Below are 15,998 nucleotides of genomic sequence, written 5' to 3' on the forward strand. Positions count from 1 at the left end.
CAGGGTGGTGCGAGGGGCTCAGGCCCCCGCAGCAGCGATGCTGTCGAGTGCGGCGGTGGTGACTGCCTCAGCCGTCATGCCGTACTCGGTGAAGATGCGGGCGAAGTCTGCACTTGCCCCGTACTGCTCGATCGAAACGATTCGTCCGGCATCCCCGACGATTTCGCGCCACCCCTGCGCGATTCCGGCCTCGACACTGACCCGGGCCTTCACGTACGGCGGGATGACCTCGTCGCGGTACGACTGGGTCTGGGCGTTGAACCACTCGAGGCAAGGCATGGAGACGACTCGCGCCTGCACTCCCTGCTCAGCGAGCGTCGTACGCGCCTGCACGGCGAGCTGGACCTCGGAGCCGGTGGCCACGAGGACCACGTCGGGCTGAGCGCCGTCGGCGTCGAGGAGGACGTAGCCACCCTTGGCGACACCCTCGGTCGAGGCGAAGCCCTCCTCACCACGCGGGAAGGTCGGGACGTTCTGGCGGGTCAGGCAGAGACCGGCGGGGCGACCGGTGTTCTCGATGACCGCCTTCCAGGCAGCCGCGGTCTCGTTGCCGTCGGCCGGCCGGACCACGTCCAGGCCCGGGATGGCGCGCAGGGCAGCGAGGTGCTCGATGGGCTGGTGGGTGGGGCCGTCCTCGCCCAGACCGATGGAGTCGTGGGTCCACACGTAGGTGACCGGAATCTGCATGAGGGCAGCGAGCCGGACCGCGGGGCGCATGTAGTCGGCGAACTGCAGGAACGTGCCACCGAAGACGCGGGTGCCGCCGTGCATGGTGATGCCGTTCATGATCGCGCCCATGGCGTGCTCACGGATACCGAAGTGGAGGACCCGGCCGTAGGGGTTCGCGGTCCAGGTCGAGGTGGAGCGCTCGGCCGGGACGAACGAGTCGGCGCCCTTGATCGTGGTGTTGTTGGACTCGGCCAGGTCGGCGGAACCACCCCACAGCTCGGGGAGCTGGGCGGCGAGGGCGTTGATGACCTCGCCCGAGGCCTTGCGGGTCGCGACGCCCTTGGCATCGGCCGGGTAGGTGGGGAGGGTCTCGTCCCATCCCGCGGGGAGTTCGTTCTTCTCCGTCCGGGCGAGGAAGGCAGCCCGCTCGGGGTTGGCCTCGGCCCAGCGGGTGAACTGCCCGTCCCACTCGGCGCGCAGCGCCTTGCCGCGGGCCAGGGCCTGGCGAGTGTGCTCGATCACGTCGTCGCGGACCTCGAAGTTGAGCTCGGGGTCGAACCCGAGCAGCTTCTTGGTGGCGCGCACCTCGTCCTCACCGAGCGCGGATCCGTGGGAGGCACCGGTGCCCTGGGCGGAGGGTGCGGGCCAGGCGATGATCGTCTTGAGCACGATGATCGAGGGCTTGTCGGTGACCGCGCGAGCGGACTCGAGGGCAGCGAAGAGCTCCGGGACGTCCTCGACGTAGGCGGAGCCGCCGCTGCGGTCACCTGCCCAGTCGACGACCTGGACGTGCCAGCCGTACGCCTCGTAGCGCTTCGCGACGTCCTCGGTGAAGGCGATGTCGGTGTCGTCCTCGATCGAGATCTTGTTGTCGTCGTAGATCAGGGTGAGGTTGCCGAGCTGCTGGTGACCTGCGATCGAGGATGCCTCCGCGGAGACGCCCTCCTGCATGTCACCGTCGGAGGCGATGCAGTAGATGTGGTGGTCGAAGAGCGACTCGCCCACGGGCGTCTCCGGGTCCAGCAGGCCGCGCTGGCGACGGGCGGCCATGGCCATGCCCACGGCGTTGGCGATGCCTTGGCCCAGAGGGCCGGTGGTGGTCTCGACGCCGGCTGTGTGGCGGTACTCCGGGTGGCCCGGGGTCTTCGAGCCCCAGGTGCGCAGGGCCTTGAGGTCGTCGAGCTCCAGGCCGAAACCGGCCAGGTAGAGCTGGTTGTAGAGGGTGATGCTGGTGTGACCGCAGGAGAGGATGAATCGGTCTCGTGCCATCCAGTGGGCGTCGGCCGGGTTGTGCTTCATCACCTTCTGGAAGAGGAGGTAGGCGACGGGAGCGAGGCTCATGGCGGTCCCGGGGTGACCGTTTCCGACCTTCTGCACCGCATCCAGTGCCAGGATGCGAGCGGTGTCGACGGCTTGGTCGTCGAGCTCGGTCCACTCAAGTACGGGGGAGGACTTGCTGGAGTCGGTCACGAGCATCCTTACGGGGGGGAGCGGTGCATCAGGGCGATCCCAAGCCTACTTACTCGGCGGGCTAGACTCGACTCCGGATCACTCCCAATGCTCAGAGGTTCAGCCCGTGACGTATGTCGGCCCCTCGGCCTCATCCGCCGAGATGTCCATTCCACCCTCCGTGGAGGACGGTTCCGGCAGGGCGACGGTGAAGGACGTGATCACCGCCTACGTCGGGCTCACGAAGCCCCGGGTGATCGAGCTGCTGCTCCTCACCACCGTGCCGGTGATGTTCTACGCGGCGCGGGGGATCCCTGACCTGGGACTCGTCCTGTGGACCGTGCTCGGCGGTGCGATGAGCGCCGGTGCTGCGTCGGCGTACAACTGCGTCTACGACCGTGACATCGACGAGCAGATGCGGCGTACGAAGCGTCGGGCGCTCCCCAGGCACGTGGTCACGCCGGTGTCGGCCCTCGTGTTCGCGACCACCTTGGCCGTGCTCTCCACCGCGGCTCTCTGGTACGGGACGAACGGTCTCTCCGCCGGTCTCTCCGTCGGCGCCATTGCCTTCTACGTCTTCATCTACACGATGCTGTTGAAGCGGCGTACGACCCAGAACATCGTCTGGGGCGGTATCGCCGGGTGCTTCCCGACACTCATCGGCTGGACCGCGGTCACCGGCTCACTGTCGTGGGAGCCCGTGGTGCTCTTCATGGTCGTCTTCTTCTGGACGCCGCCGCACACCTGGGCGTTGGCCATGCACTACCGCGAGGACTACGCGAACGTCGACGTCCCGATGCTCCCGGTGGTGGCGACTCCCCGCGTGGTGGCCACCCGCATCGTGGTCTACAGCTGGGTGATGGTGGTGACCTCGTTGCTGCTGTGGCCCGTTGCGTCCACCAGCTGGTTCTACCCAGTCGTGGCAGCCGTGCTCGGAGCGGTCTTCCTCCTCGAGGCGCACCGTCTGCTGGCCCGCACGAAGAAGTACGAGTCACTCAAGGACATCTCTCCGATGCGGCTCTTCCACAACTCCAACCTCTACCTCTCGCTGCTCTTCGTGGCGGTGGCAATCGACCCGCTGATCGGCTGATCGCACCACCACCTCACACAGCAGGAACGCCCCTCCCGCATCTCTGGACGGAGATGACGAGAGGGGCGTTCTTCGTGGTGGGTGGGTCCTGGACTCTGACGACGTGGACCCGGTGACTCAGGAGCGGTAGACGACAACCTTGTCGCGGATCTTCACCTTGTCGAAGAGTCGCTCGATCGCGCGGCGGTCACGGATGTTCACGCAACCGTGGGACGCGCCGTTGTAGCCGGTCTGGGCGAAGTCGGGCGAGTAGTGCACGGCCTGGCCCCCCGAGAAGAACATGGCAAACGGCATGGAGGAGCCGTAGATGCTGGAGACGTGGTCACGCGACTTGCGGAAGACGCTGAACTGACCTTCGCGGGTCGGGTACTTCGCCCCACCGAAACGCGCATCCAGGCGGGTCTTCACCACACCGTTGACGACCCATCGCAGCGTGCGCGAGGTCTTGTCGATGCACATGACGCGGCCTGTCTTGCAGCGCTCGTCCAACTTGGCGCCCTTGACCGGGAGGTTGTACATCTCGGTGCGGTTGGGGGCGCGGGTGATGGCGTTGAGGCGGTCACGGGTGCGCACGTCGACCTTGCCCGTCACCGGGATCTTGGTGGCCTTCTGGAAGCGTCGGACGGCGAGCCTGGTCTTCCGGTCGTACTTTGCGCCGACCTTGCCCTTGAAGTGCCGAAGCTGCTTGAGGCGGGCCTCGAGTCGGCGCACCTTCTTGCCCTTGGAACCCGTCCGCATCAGCGGCTTGCCCGGTTTGTAGACGTTGTTGAGCGCGTTCTTCGAAGGCTCCTTGGTCAAGGAGACGAGCTTCGTCCACGTCCGCGTGCCCACGACGCCGCGTCGGCCCTTGACCTTGTACTTGTTCTGGAACGCCACCACGCCGTTGTGCGTCTCCGTCTCGAACGTCCAGGTGATGACCTCGGAGTGCAGACCCAGCTGGTGCAGGCGGCTCTCGAGCTTGCGCACCCGGTTCGACCGGTCGCCCATCTTCATCTTCTTGAAGGGCTTCGCCTTCGGCGCCGGGACAGGCGTCGGCGTCGGGTCGGGTGTGGGGGTGGCAGTGGGTGCCGGGGTCGGCGTGACCGCGGGCGAAGTGGTCATGGAGTCCGTGGGTGACGGGACCGGCGGCTGGCTGGGGCCGGAGGCGTTCGCTACCGGCACGGAGAGCATGCCTACGGCGAGGAAGGTGGCGCTGAGGGCCACCGTCGTCCGGGCCATCTGGGCGCGCAGGGCCCGTGGACGAGTGATACGGGTGGTGTTCATTGCTGTGCCCCCGAGGGTGGGTCGTGGTGACGATGTGATGGAAGTGATACGCACTCTACGTAAAACCCGGGGTCTCCATGGCTTCTCCGGCACGTGCCGCAAGGAGTGGTTCGCCCTGCAGAGGACGGGGGGCATGCCTAGAAGGTTGCATCGATGCGGTCAGGGTCGCTCGGCTTCGTGCCGCTCGCCCAGGCCAGGAGGTGTCCGGTGGGCTGTTCACCTGCCACGTGCGCGCGGGTGGCCAGCCAGACTCGGGCGAACCCAGCGGCGAGGAGACTCGCCCCCAACATGTGGAGCGCGACGAGAAGTTCGTTCAGGTCGAGGAGGTACTGGGTCCAGCCGACGACGCCCTGAAACAGCTCCAGGGCGAGCAGGGCCGCGGCCACGACGGTGAGCCACCGATCGCCCATGCGAAGGGCCACCACGAGCAGGGTCACGGTCAGGGCCACCAGGACGTAGACGGAGGCCGCATGGATCTGTGACAAGAACGCCGGGTCCAGGCCGTTGCGCTTGGCCTCGGCGTCCCCGGCGTGCGGCCCGGCGCCGGTGACCACGGTGCCCAGGTAGAGCACGATCCAGCCGTTCACGAGAATCGCCAGGGCCAGCCACCGCGCGCTCGCCGGCGCCTCGGGCCTGGTGGGGCTGCGCAGGTGGTCCAACAGGGCCAGGCAGACCATGATCATCGCCATCGAGGCGAGGAAGTGCAGGGAGACGATCCACGGGTTGAGGTCGGTGAGCACCGTGATTCCACCGATCACCGCCTGGAGCGGGATCCCCAGCGCCACGACGAGCGAGTACTTCACTGCCCGACGATCGCGGGAGCCGAGGGCGGCGACGAAGCAGAGGACGGCGATGACCAGGAGGACGTAGGTCAGCATCCTGTTGCCGAACTCGATGGCTCCGTGGATGCCCATGCTCGGGTGCGTGACGTAGGAGTCGTCCGTGCATCGGGGCCACGTCGGACAGCCCAGGCCGGAGCCGGTCAGGCGAACGGCTGCCCCGGTCACCACGATCCCGATGTTGGCCACGATGTTGGCCACGGCCAAGGGCCACAGACGCACCGAGAGACGCTCGGCGAACCGGGTGAACGACATGCTGATCACTCCCAGCGGAAGGTGCGTGCGGTCAGGGCGGCGCCGACGGCGGCCCACCCGACCAGGACGAGCAGGGGGATCCAGGCCGGGGAGCCATGGATGAGTGCCTCGCGCATGGACTCTCCGAGGGCCCCACTGGGGAGCCAGCGTACGACTTGGCCCAGCGCACCGTACTCGTCGACGGGGATGACCACCGCGCCGCCGACCATGAGCAACAGGTAGACGAGGTTGGCGAAGGCCAGTGTCGCCTCGGCGCGGAGGAGGCCCGCGACCAGGAGTCCGAGCGCGCCGAAGGCGGCTGTGCCGAGCACGGACGCCAGCAGTACGCCGAGGATCGAGACCGAGGGGTCCCAGCCCAGGGAGAGAGCCAGGGCTGCCACCACGACGATCTGGAAGGCCTCGACCACCAGCAGGGCAAGCACCTTGCCCAGGAGCAACCCGTGCCGGGGGAGTGGGCTGGCCCCCAGCCGCTTGATGACGCCGTAGCGACGCTCGAACCCGGTGGCGATGGCAGTGGAGGTGAAGGCGGTGGACATGATCGCGAGCGCCAGGACTCCGGGCGCCAGCAGGTCGATAGGACGCTCGGAGAGATTGAGATCGATCCTCTTCGAGGCCACGATGCCGCCGAGAAGCACCACGACCGGAATGACCACGGCCAGCAGGAGCTGCTCGCCGTTGCGCAGGATGAGTCGGGCCTCCATGCCGGCCTGCGCCATCACCTGGCGCCCCAGAGGCGCGCCCCCGGGATCCGGGGTGAAAGTGCCGGTGCTCATGCTTCCATCTCTCGGCCGGTGAGCTCGAGGAAGACGTCCTCGAGCGTGCGCTGTCCCAGGGTGAGGGAGAAGGGGAGGACCTCGTGGTGTTCGTACCACCGTGCGACCGCCGCCAGGGTTCCGCTGTCGGCGGGACCGAGGGCCTGGACTCTCGCGTCGTCGATCGGGGAGACCTCGAGGTCCGGACCGAGGATCGCGGAGAGTCCCTGCAGAGCCCCGTCCGGGAGGAGCGGGAGGACCATGCGCAAGGTGGCCTTGTGGTTGCTGCTCGTCAGGGCCTCGGGCGTACCTGAGGCGATGACGCGGCCGTGGTCGATGATGTGGACCATGTCCGAGAGTCGCTCGGCCTCGTCCATGTGGTGGGTGGTGAGGACGACGGTGACGCCGTCGGCGCGCATCTCCTGCAGGAGGTCCCAGGTGGTGCGACGGGCGTGGGGGTCCATTCCGGCCGTCGGCTCGTCGACGAAGACCACTTCGGGGCGTCCCACCAGTGCCATGGCGAGCCCGAGCCGTTGCTGCTGGCCTCCGCTGAGGCGGCGGTAGGGCGTGCGACCGCAGTCCGCGAGACCGAGCCGTTCGCTGAGCATCCCCGTGTCCAGCGGATTCGCGTGCAGCTTGGCGATGTGGTCAAGCATCTCCATGGCACGCACCCCACTCCACGCGCCGCCGCTCTGGAGCATCACACCGATGCGGGGGAGCAACGCACGGCGGTCCTTCTGGGGGTCGAGGCCCAGGACGCGCACCGAACCCGACATGGGGCGCCGGTATCCCTCGCAGGTCTCGAGAGTCGTCGTCTTGCCGGCTCCGTTGGGTCCGAGTACGGAAGTGATGGTCCCGCGGTCCACCTGGAGGGACAGCGAGTTGACGGCCAATTTGTCGCCGTACTTCATCACGAGCCGGTCGACGACGACCGCGGGTTCTGCAAGGGGCACCGGGTCAGTCTAGGGAGCGCCACGTCGTCCGCGGCATCGCGGTGTCCCGGGTGACGCTCGTCACGGCGCGGCGGCGAGTAAGGGAGGCCTTACTTGAAGCGTTCCAGCATTAAAGCAACACTTACGTTGTGGAATTCGACCGGACGACTGCTGCGCCTGCGGGCGACGCCTCCACGCGCGAGCGTGTGGTGCGGTCGATCCTGGAAAACGGCCCCTCGACCGCAGTGGAGCTCGCCGCACTCCTCCACCTCACCCCCGCCGCGGTCCGCCGCCATCTCGACCTCCTGGTCGCTGACGGCATGGTGGTGGGTCGGGAGCAGAAGGTCTACGGCCACCGTGGCCGCGGTCGCCCGGCGAAGGTGTTCGTCCTCACGGACGGCGGGCGTCACCGCTTCGACCAGGGGTACGACACCTTGGCGGCGGACGCGCTGCGTTACCTGCGCGAGACCGGGGGCGAGGAAGCCGTCCTGGCGTTCGCCCGACGTCGCGCCTCGTTCATCGAGCGGGACTACGCCGTGATCACGGCCCGGGAGCCAGACCTGAGCCCGGCCGAGGCGTTGGCGAAGGTGTTCTCGGCGGAGGGCTACGCCGCGAGCGTGCGGCAACTCCCCGTGGTCAGCGCAGCGGACCAGCTGTGCCAGCAGCACTGCCCCGTCTCCCACGTGGCAGGCGAATTCCCGCAGTTGTGTGAAGCCGAGACCGAGGCGATCAGCCAGGTGCTCGGTACCCATGTCCAGAGGCTTGCGACCATCGCTCTCGGCGACGGCGTCTGCACCACGTGCATCCCGAAGAAGAAGGAAGGCTGAACCATGACCTCCATCGAGGAACTGAATCCGGAGCTGAAGGGCATCGGCAACTACGACTTCGGCTGGTCCGACAGTGACGACGCCGGATCGACGGCCAAGCGCGGGCTCAACGAGGAAGTCGTGCGCGACATCTCCAGCAAGAAGAACGAGCCACAGTGGATGCTCGACATGCGTCTGAAGGGCCTCAAGCTCTTCGACCGCAAGCCGCTTCCCACCTGGGGCTCGGACCTCAGCACCATCGACTTCGACAACATCAAGTACTTCGTGCGTTCCTCGGAGAAGCAGGCCCAGACCTGGGACGACCTGCCCGAGGACATCAAGAACACCTACGACCGACTCGGCATCCCGGAGGCGGAGAAGCAGCGCCTCGTGTCGGGTGTCGCGGCCCAGTACGAGTCCGAGGTCGTCTACCACTCGATCCGCGAGGACCTCGAGGAGCAGGGTGTCATCTTCGTCGACACCGACACCGCGCTGCGCGAGCACGAGGAGCTCTTCCGCGAGTACTTCGGCACGATCATCCCCACGGGTGACAACAAGTTCTCCGCGCTGAACACGTCCGTGTGGTCGGGTGGCTCGTTCGTCTACGTCCCCAAGGGCGTCAAGGTGGACATCCCGCTGCAGGCCTACTTCCGGATCAACACCGAGAACATGGGCCAGTTCGAGCGCACGCTGATCATCGTGGACGAGGACGCCTACGTTCACTACGTGGAGGGTTGCACCGCGCCCATCTACTCGTCCGACTCGCTGCACTCGGCGGTCGTCGAGATCATCGTCAAGAAGGGTGGCCGTTGCCGATACACGACCATCCAGAACTGGTCGAACAACGTCTACAACCTCGTCACCAAGCGTGCGGTCTGCGAGGCCGGCGCGACGATGGAGTGGGTTGACGGCAACATCGGGTCCAAGGTCACCATGAAGTACCCGGCCGTCTACCTGATGGGCGAGCACGCCAAGGGCGAGACCCTGTCGATCGCCTTCGCCGGTGAGGGACAGCACCAGGACGCGGGCGCCAAGATGGTGCACGCTGCCCCTAACACCTCTTCCTCGATCCTCAGCAAGTCGGTCGCGCGTGGCGGTGGGCGGACTTCCTACCGTGGCCTGATCCAGGTCAACGAGGGTGCGCACGGCTCCAAGTCGAACGTGCTCTGCGACGCGCTGCTGGTCGACCAGATCAGCCGCTCCGACACCTACCCGTACGTCGACATCCGTGAGGACGACGTCTCGATGGGCCACGAGGCCAGTGTCTCCAAGGTCTCCGAGGACCAGCTCTTCTACCTGATGTCGCGGGGCATGGAGCAGGACGAGGCGATGGCGATGATCGTGCGCGGCTTCGTCGAGCCCATCGCCAAGGAGCTCCCGATGGAGTACGCCCTGGAGCTCAACCGCCTCATCGAGCTGCAGATGGAGGGTGCGGTCGGCTGAGCCGACGCCCCTCACTGCTGCTCACATCTCGAACCAGAAAGAAGTCACGTGACTGTTACTGACATTGCCCGGGACTCCGTCGCCTCGGCGCTGGAGCAGGGCAAGGTGGAGTCCCACCTGCACCCGAGCGGCTCGTACGACGTCGCAGACCACACCGCGCCCACGGGTCGCGAGGAGGTCTGGCGCTTCACTCCGCTGAAGCGACTCAAGGGCCTGGCCTCCGACGCCGTGTTCAACGCGAGCACCACCGAGATCACCTGGAACACCCCTGACGGTGTCCGGGTCGAGACTGTCGTCGGCGAGGAGGCCCGCGGCCTGCGCGGCCTCTCCGGCTACAAGCCGAGCACGCTCTTCGGTGCGCGCATCCTGGCCGACGTCCCCGAGACGTTGCTGGTGGACGTGCCGGACGAGGCCGAGGTGGCTGAGCCGGTCATCGTGAACCTGGTCGGCTCCGACGCGGACAACACCGAGGCCGGCCACGTGGTCCTGCGTTTCGGGAAGTTCTCGAAGGCCGTCGTCGTCCTGCGCCACACCGGATCGGCTGCACTCGCCCAGGTGGTTGAGATCAGCGTCGGTGACGGGGCACAGATCTCGGTCGTCTCGCTCCAGGACTGGGCGGACGACGCCACCCACCTGACGCAGACCGAAGCGCTCGTGGGCCGCGACGCCTCGTACAAGCACACTGCCATCTCCTTCGGCGGTGACCTGGTCCGGATGGACGCCAATGTGCGCTACGCCGCGCCGGGCGGCTCGGCAGAGATGCTCGGCCTCTACTTCGCCGACGCCGGTCAGCACATCGAGCACCGTCTCTTCGTCGACCACAACGAGCCCAAGACGAAGTCGAACGCGGTCTACAAGGGCGCTCTGCAGGGCAAGGGTGCCCACACCGTGTGGATCGGCAACGTCCTGATCCGCAAGGCGGCCGAGGGGATCACCACCTTCGAGGAGAACCGCAACCTCATCCTCACCGACGGCACGCTCTGCGAATCGGTGCCCAACCTCGAGATCGAGACCGGTGAGATCGAGGGGGCCGGACACGCCTCGGCGACCGCCCGCTTCGACGACGAGCAGCTCTTCTACCTGCGTTCGCGCGGGATCAGCGAGAAGGAGGCCCAGCGCCTCGTCGTGCACGGCTTCTTCAACGACCTGATCCGCAAGATCGACGTTCCGGCGATCGAGGAGCAGCTCGTGAAGACGGTCGAGGACGAGTTGGCGAAGAACGTCATCGGGAAGAACATCTGATGGCTTTCCAGCGTGCCTGCGACATCTCGGAATTCCGTGACGGTCAGGCCGTGGCGGTCAACCTGGACGGCATCGACGTCGCGGTGGCTCGCCACGAGGACGAGTTCTTCGCGGTCCAGGACCTTTGCACGCACGGGCACGTCGCACTCTCCGAGGGCGAGGTGGAGGACTGCATGATCGAGTGCTGGCTGCACGGCTCGCGCTTCGACCTCCGGTCGGGCAAACCGACCACCCTTCCCGCCACGGAGCCGGTCGCCACCTTTGCGGTCCAGGTGAACGGCGACGAGATCCTCGTCGACGTGAGCCAGACCCTCAACGGCGTCACGCCCGACTGACACCCAGACTTAGAGAAAGAAGAGAGACACCAATGAGCATTCTCCAGATCACCGACCTGCACGTCACGGTCGACACCGACGACGGCACCAAGCAGATCCTCAAGGGCGTCACGCTGACCATCAAGGACGGCGAGACCCACGCGATCATGGGGCCGAACGGTTCCGGCAAGTCCACCTTGGCCTACACGATCGCCGGACACCCCAAGTACACAGTGACCGGCGGCACCATCACCCTCGATGGCGTCGACGTCCTCGAGATGTCGGTCGACGAGCGGGCTCGCGCCGGTCTCTTCCTCGCGATGCAGTACCCGGTCGAGATTCCCGGCGTCTCGGTGGCCAACTTCCTGCGTACGGCCAAGACGGCCATCGACGGCGAGGCCCCCAAGCTGCGTACGTGGGTCAAGGACGTCAACGCTGCTCTCGGCGCCGCAGATCTCGACCCCACGTTCAGCCAGCGCTCGGTGAACGAGGGTTTCTCCGGTGGTGAGAAGAAGCGTCACGAGATCGCCCAGCTCGGCCTGCTCAACCCGAAGGTTGCCGTCCTCGACGAGACCGACTCCGGCCTCGACATCGACGCGCTCAAGGTGGTCTCCGAGGGCGTGAACCGCTTCGCCGCGAACGGCGACAAGGCCGTCCTGCTGATCACCCACTACACGCGGATCCTGCGCTACATCAAGCCGGACTTCGTCCACGTCTTCGTCAACGGCAGGATCGCCGAGCAGGGCGGCGCCGAGCTGGCCGACCAGCTCGAGGCCACCGGTTACGACAAGTACGTCAAGGCTGCGGTCTGAGTATGGGGCTGGAAGGACTGCTCCCGGAGCTCGAGATCATCAGGAAGGACTTCCCGATCCTCGAGCGTACGGTCGCGGGTGGAAAGCGTCTGGTCTACCTCGACAGCGCCAACACCTCGCAGAAGCCACAGGTCGTCATCGACACGATGGTCGACCACCTCGAGAACCACAACGCCAACATCGCCCGCGCCATGCATGCCTTGGGCGCGGAGTCGACGGAGGCCTTCGAGGGCGCTCGCGACCGGGTGGCAGCCTTCCTGAACGCGCCGTCACGTGACGAGGTGATCTTCACGAAGAACGCCTCGGAGGCGTTGAACCTCGTGGCGAGCACGTTGGCCTTCCGAGGGCCGCTGCAGCTGGGTGAAGGGGACGAGATCCTCATCACCGAGATGGAGCACCACTCCAACATCGTCCCGTGGCAGATGCTGGCGCAGCGCACCGGCGCCACGTTGCGGTGGATCGGGTTGACCGATGACGGTCGCCTCGATCTCTCGAACCTCGGCGAGCTGCTCAACGAGCGCACCAAGGTGGTGGCCTTCACCTGGGTCTCCAACATGCTCGGGACGATCAACCCGGTCAGCGACCTGGCGGCGCGTGCCAAGGAGGTCGGTGCCCTGGTCGTGGTGGATGCCTCACAGGCGGCCCCGCAGTTGCCCGTGGACGTCGTTGCCTCCGGCGCCGACTTCGTGGTCTTCACCGGTCACAAGGTGGTTGGTCCGACCGGCATCGGGGTCCTCTGGGGGCACCGAGAGGTGCTCGATGCATTGCCGCCATTCCTGGGCGGCGGCGAGATGATCGCCACCGTGACGATGGCCGAGTCGACGTACGCCCCCATCCCGCACAAGTTCGAGGCTGGCACGCCGCCGATCGTCGAGGCGGTCGGACTGGGTGCTGCGGTGGACTACCTCTCGGCCGTCGGCATGGATGCGATTCACCGTCACGAACAGACGATCACGCGCTACGCCCTGGAGGGTCTGGCGTCGGTCCCCGGCACGACGGTGCTGGGGCCCCTCGACGCCGAGTCCCGGGGCGGCGCGATCTCGTTCGAGATGCAGGGTGTGCACCCGCACGACATCGCCCAGGTGCTGGACACCCAGGGCATCGCGGTCCGGGCCGGGCACCACTGCGCCAAGCCGGCGCACGCACGATTCGGTGTGCAGAGTTCGACCCGGATGTCGTCCTACCTCTACACCCGCCCCGACGAGATCGACGCTCTCGTCGAAGCCCTCAACTACACTCGCGCCTACTTCAAGGTGGGATGACCCATGTCTGCTGAGCTCGACTCGCTCTACCAGGAGATCATCCTGGATCACTACAAGAAGCCCCTGCACGCCGGTCTGCGTGACCCCTTCGAGGCGGAGGTGCACCACGTCAACCCGACCTGCGGGGACGAGGTCACGCTGCGCGTGCACCTGGAGGGCGACAAGGTCGCCGACGTCTCCTACCACTCGGAGGGCTGCTCGATCTCCCAGGCATCCACGTCAGTGATGGCGGACCTGGTGATCGGCAAGACCGTCGATGAAGCAATGGCGATCCACGCGGACTTCCTTGCCCTGATGCAGGGCAAGGGGACGGTGGAGCCGGATGAGGACGTCCTCGAGGACGGCATCGCATTCGCCGGCGTCGCCAAGTTCCCCGCCCGCGTCAAGTGCGCGCTGCTCTCGTGGATGGCATGGAAGGACGCCACCGCGAAGGTGCTCGCCGACAACACTTTGGAGAAGGCATGAACGATCACGACCACGACCACGGGCATGACCACGACCACGGGCACGACCACGGGCATGGGCACGGTCACGCCCATGACGACCTCCCGAAGGTCGACCTGATCGGGGCGTCGACGACCCTGTCGTCCGTCGCCATCGAGGACGTCACCGAAGCAATGAAGGACGTCGTCGACCCCGAGCTCGGCATCAACGTCGTCGACCTGGGGTTGGTCTACGGCGTCCACATCGACGAGTCGTCCAACGCCGTCATCGACATGACCCTGACCTCGGCTGCCTGCCCGCTGACCGACGTGATCGCGGACCAGACCGAGATGGCTCTGGAGGGCCTGGTCAACGACGTGGCGATCAACTGGGTGTGGATGCCGCCGTGGGGTCCGGACAAGATCACCGACGACGGTCGCGAACAGTTGCGGGCCCTCGGCTTCAACGTCTGACCCGCTGCACTGCTGCCAACCTCGCCCCTCGCCACAGCAAGGACTGACGTGACCGATCACGACCAGGAACGCTTCACCTACGTGCTGGTCGACGGCGAGAACATCGACGCCACCCTCGGCAACTCGATCCTCGGACGTCGGCCTCGCCCGGAGGAACGTCCTCGGTGGGACCGCCTGTTGGAGTGGGCCGAGCAGCAGATGCAGCAGGAGGTCAAGGGTCTCTTCTTCCTGGCCGTCAACGAAGAGATGCCCCTGACCTTCATCCAGGCGCTGACCGCCATCGGGTTCCGACCCGTGCCCCTGCGGGGTGAGGGCAAGATCGTCGACATCGCCATCCAGCGCACGGCCGAGGCCTTGGCCCAACGCAACGCTGACGTGGTGCTGGCGAGCCACGACGGTGACTTCATGCCGCAGATCCGTCAGCTGTGCGACGGCACGCGTCAGGTGGCTCTCGTCGGTTTCACCGAGTTCATGAACTCAGGGTTCCGGGGGCTGCCAGGTCTGCGCACCTTCGACCTCGAGAACGACGTCCGTGCGTTCAACACGTCCCTGCCGAGGATCAAGGTCATCGACATCGACTCGTTCGACCCGTTCGACTTCCTGTGACCGGCCGACCACGCTCGTCGCGATAGTCTCAGCGCGTGCCAGTCGTCCACGTGCCCGGGACACGGCTCAGCCGGTGGGTGGAGAACTTCATCGCTCGTCACGGTGAGAGTGTCCTGGTCGTCCACGACGGGCAACTGCAGGGTCGCGCACGGGACGGGTCCCACTTCAGCGTCGCTCTGCCCTTCGGGTGTCGTCACGACGGCGGCCCGAGCGTGGAGGCCCTGCTCGAGGCAGTCACGCTGCCGGAGCGCTGGGGTGTTCTGCTGGTGCGCAAGGGTGGTTTCGCAGTGGCCCGGCTGGAGGGTGACCGGGTGGTCGGTTCGAAGGTGGGCCAGCGACACGTCCAGGGACGCAGCAAGGCAGGCGGTCAGAGTCAGCAGCGATTCGCGCGTCGTCGGGACAATCAGGCTCGGCAGGCCTATGAAGCAGCGGCCGAGCACGCAGCCCGACTGCTGGCAGGACTCGCCGGGCCGGTGGTCATCGGGGGCGACCGTGCAGCGTTGGCCGAGGTGCTCGCACACCCATCGCTGCGCGACCTGGCGACACGCGACCTCCACGGAGAGGTTCCCGAGCCTCGCCGCGCTGCTCTCGAGGCGGCGATCGACCAGGCTCAACAACTCGTCGTCACCGTGCACAACGCCTGAGGCGCCGCAACGTCGCTGCCGTCTGCCTCAGCGACGGGGGAGGACGAGGTGCGAGTGATCCGCGCCTGCGTCCACCACCCCGAAGCCCCGACGCTGGAAGAACTCACCGGTCGTGGTCTGGGTGCCCAGGAGATCGACCCTCACCCTGCGTGCGGCGAGGCGTGAGACTTCGTGCAGCACCACCGAGCCGACGCCCCTGCCCCGCCAGTCGGGAGTCAACTCCAGCCGTTCGATTGCCACGTCCCCGTCTGAAACAGACAGGTCGAGTACGCCGACCTCCTGACCGTCCACGCTCACCGCCTGCGCCCCGTCCTCGATCGACGGGTTGCTCACGCGTCCCCACCACAGGGGGTCGTGTCCCCAGTTGCGCAGCGAGTAGGTCCAGCGACGCAACCCCAGATCGCCTGAGGGCCACTGCGCCCGGTGACGGCGGACGAACCCGATGGTGCGGCGTACGTGTGCCCAGTCCGACTCTGTCCACTCCGTCGAAGGTGTCTGCAACACGTCCACGGTCCGCATCCCGGCGAGTTGACCGACGGAGTGGATGGCGCCCGGGGCCCGGCTGCCCACCGAGGCCGACTCGGGTGTGGTGAGCCATTCCTCGAGCCGCTCCGGCTCTGCATTGACCGCGCTGCGCCAGCGACGGAGTACCTCGGCAGGAGCGGGCGTGACCATGGGGATGATCCTAGGAACGCCCCCGGGCGGCACCCGCCATGGCCCGGCC

At 66.9% G+C, this 15,998-nt stretch carries 17 protein-coding genes; 11 read left to right on the forward strand and 6 right to left on the reverse strand.

Annotated elements, in window-relative coordinates; translation table 11 throughout:
- Positions 1–18 precede the first annotated feature (18 nt).
- Positions 19–2,139: a transketolase gene (gene tkt, locus DNK52_RS12665; RefSeq protein ID WP_239455560.1), complete on the reverse strand. Its 2,121-nt coding sequence runs from the start codon at positions 2,137–2,139 to the stop codon at positions 19–21.
- A 106-nt stretch (positions 2,140–2,245) separates the two neighbouring features.
- Here tkt and DNK52_RS12670 point away from each other — a divergent pair, with 106 nt between their 5' ends.
- On the forward strand, positions 2,246–3,208 hold the full coding sequence (locus DNK52_RS12670; protein ID WP_239455562.1) for a heme o synthase: 963 nt from the start codon (positions 2,246–2,248) through the stop codon (positions 3,206–3,208).
- Positions 3,209–3,325: 117 nt separating this feature from the next.
- Here DNK52_RS12670 and DNK52_RS16360 read toward each other — a convergent pair whose 3' ends face one another.
- From DNK52_RS16360 to DNK52_RS12690, 4 genes are all read right to left on the reverse strand, one after another.
- Positions 3,326–4,471 (reverse strand): L,D-transpeptidase family protein, encoded by a 1,146-nt coding sequence (locus tag DNK52_RS16360; RefSeq protein WP_110241379.1) that lies wholly within the window; start codon positions 4,469–4,471, stop codon positions 3,326–3,328.
- A gap of 137 nt (positions 4,472–4,608) precedes the next feature.
- Complete coding sequence (locus DNK52_RS12680) at positions 4,609–5,565, reverse strand: COX15/CtaA family protein (RefSeq protein ID WP_110241626.1); 957 nt, start codon at positions 5,563–5,565, stop codon at positions 4,609–4,611.
- A 5-nt stretch (positions 5,566–5,570) separates the two neighbouring features.
- A complete protein-coding gene (locus DNK52_RS12685; protein WP_110241380.1) occupies positions 5,571–6,338 on the reverse strand; it encodes an ABC transporter permease in 768 nt (255 codons plus the stop codon).
- Positions 6,335–7,228, reverse strand: a complete 894-nt coding sequence (locus DNK52_RS12690) for an ABC transporter ATP-binding protein (protein ID WP_204163549.1) — start codon at positions 7,226–7,228, stop codon at positions 6,335–6,337. The genes DNK52_RS12685 and DNK52_RS12690 overlap by 4 nt, the downstream gene beginning before the upstream one ends.
- 170 nt (positions 7,229–7,398) lie before the next feature.
- Here DNK52_RS12690 and DNK52_RS12695 point away from each other — a divergent pair, with 170 nt between their 5' ends.
- From DNK52_RS12695 to DNK52_RS12740, 10 genes are read left to right on the forward strand one after another with little or no spacing between them, the layout of a single operon-like run.
- On the forward strand, positions 7,399–8,076 hold the full coding sequence (locus tag DNK52_RS12695; protein WP_110241382.1) for a helix-turn-helix transcriptional regulator: 678 nt from the start codon (positions 7,399–7,401) through the stop codon (positions 8,074–8,076).
- Positions 8,077–8,079: 3 nt separating this feature from the next.
- The gene (gene sufB, locus DNK52_RS12700; protein ID WP_110241383.1) at positions 8,080–9,498 is read left to right on the forward strand and encodes a Fe-S cluster assembly protein SufB; all 1,419 of its coding nucleotides are present in this window, start codon (positions 8,080–8,082) and stop codon (positions 9,496–9,498) included.
- Between the two features lie 48 nt (positions 9,499–9,546).
- Entirely contained in the window at positions 9,547–10,740 is a 1,194-nt protein-coding gene (sufD, locus tag DNK52_RS12705) for a Fe-S cluster assembly protein SufD (RefSeq protein WP_110241384.1), read from the forward strand.
- Positions 10,740–11,075, forward strand: coding sequence for a non-heme iron oxygenase ferredoxin subunit (locus DNK52_RS12710; protein ID WP_110241385.1), 336 nt, complete (start codon positions 10,740–10,742; stop codon positions 11,073–11,075). Before sufD ends, DNK52_RS12710 begins: the two co-directional genes overlap by 1 nt.
- 32 nt (positions 11,076–11,107) lie before the next feature.
- Complete coding sequence (gene sufC, locus DNK52_RS12715) at positions 11,108–11,866, forward strand: Fe-S cluster assembly ATPase SufC (protein ID WP_110241386.1); 759 nt, start codon at positions 11,108–11,110, stop codon at positions 11,864–11,866.
- Positions 11,867–11,868: 2 nt separating this feature from the next.
- The gene (locus tag DNK52_RS12720) at positions 11,869–13,128 is read left to right on the forward strand and encodes a cysteine desulfurase (protein ID WP_110241387.1); all 1,260 of its coding nucleotides are present in this window, start codon (positions 11,869–11,871) and stop codon (positions 13,126–13,128) included.
- Between the two features lie 3 nt (positions 13,129–13,131).
- The gene (sufU, locus tag DNK52_RS12725) at positions 13,132–13,593 is read left to right on the forward strand and encodes a Fe-S cluster assembly sulfur transfer protein SufU (RefSeq protein WP_110241388.1); all 462 of its coding nucleotides are present in this window, start codon (positions 13,132–13,134) and stop codon (positions 13,591–13,593) included.
- Positions 13,590–14,024, forward strand: coding sequence for an iron-sulfur cluster assembly protein (locus DNK52_RS12730; RefSeq protein WP_110241389.1), 435 nt, complete (start codon positions 13,590–13,592; stop codon positions 14,022–14,024). Before sufU ends, DNK52_RS12730 begins: the two co-directional genes overlap by 4 nt.
- 48 nt (positions 14,025–14,072) lie before the next feature.
- Complete coding sequence (locus tag DNK52_RS12735; RefSeq protein ID WP_110241390.1) at positions 14,073–14,630, forward strand: NYN domain-containing protein; 558 nt, start codon at positions 14,073–14,075, stop codon at positions 14,628–14,630.
- Positions 14,631–14,665: 35 nt separating this feature from the next.
- Entirely contained in the window at positions 14,666–15,274 is a 609-nt protein-coding gene (locus DNK52_RS12740) for an acVLRF1 family peptidyl-tRNA hydrolase (RefSeq protein ID WP_110241391.1), read from the forward strand.
- A gap of 27 nt (positions 15,275–15,301) precedes the next feature.
- Here the strand turns inward: DNK52_RS12740 and DNK52_RS12745 are convergent, their stop codons facing one another.
- Complete coding sequence (locus tag DNK52_RS12745; protein ID WP_110241392.1) at positions 15,302–15,949, reverse strand: GNAT family N-acetyltransferase; 648 nt, start codon at positions 15,947–15,949, stop codon at positions 15,302–15,304.
- Positions 15,950–15,998: the final 49 nt, after the last annotated feature.

It is taken from the genome of Nocardioides gilvus, assembly GCF_003194605.1.
Lineage (GTDB): Bacteria > Actinomycetota > Actinomycetes > Propionibacteriales > Nocardioidaceae > Nocardioides > Nocardioides gilvus.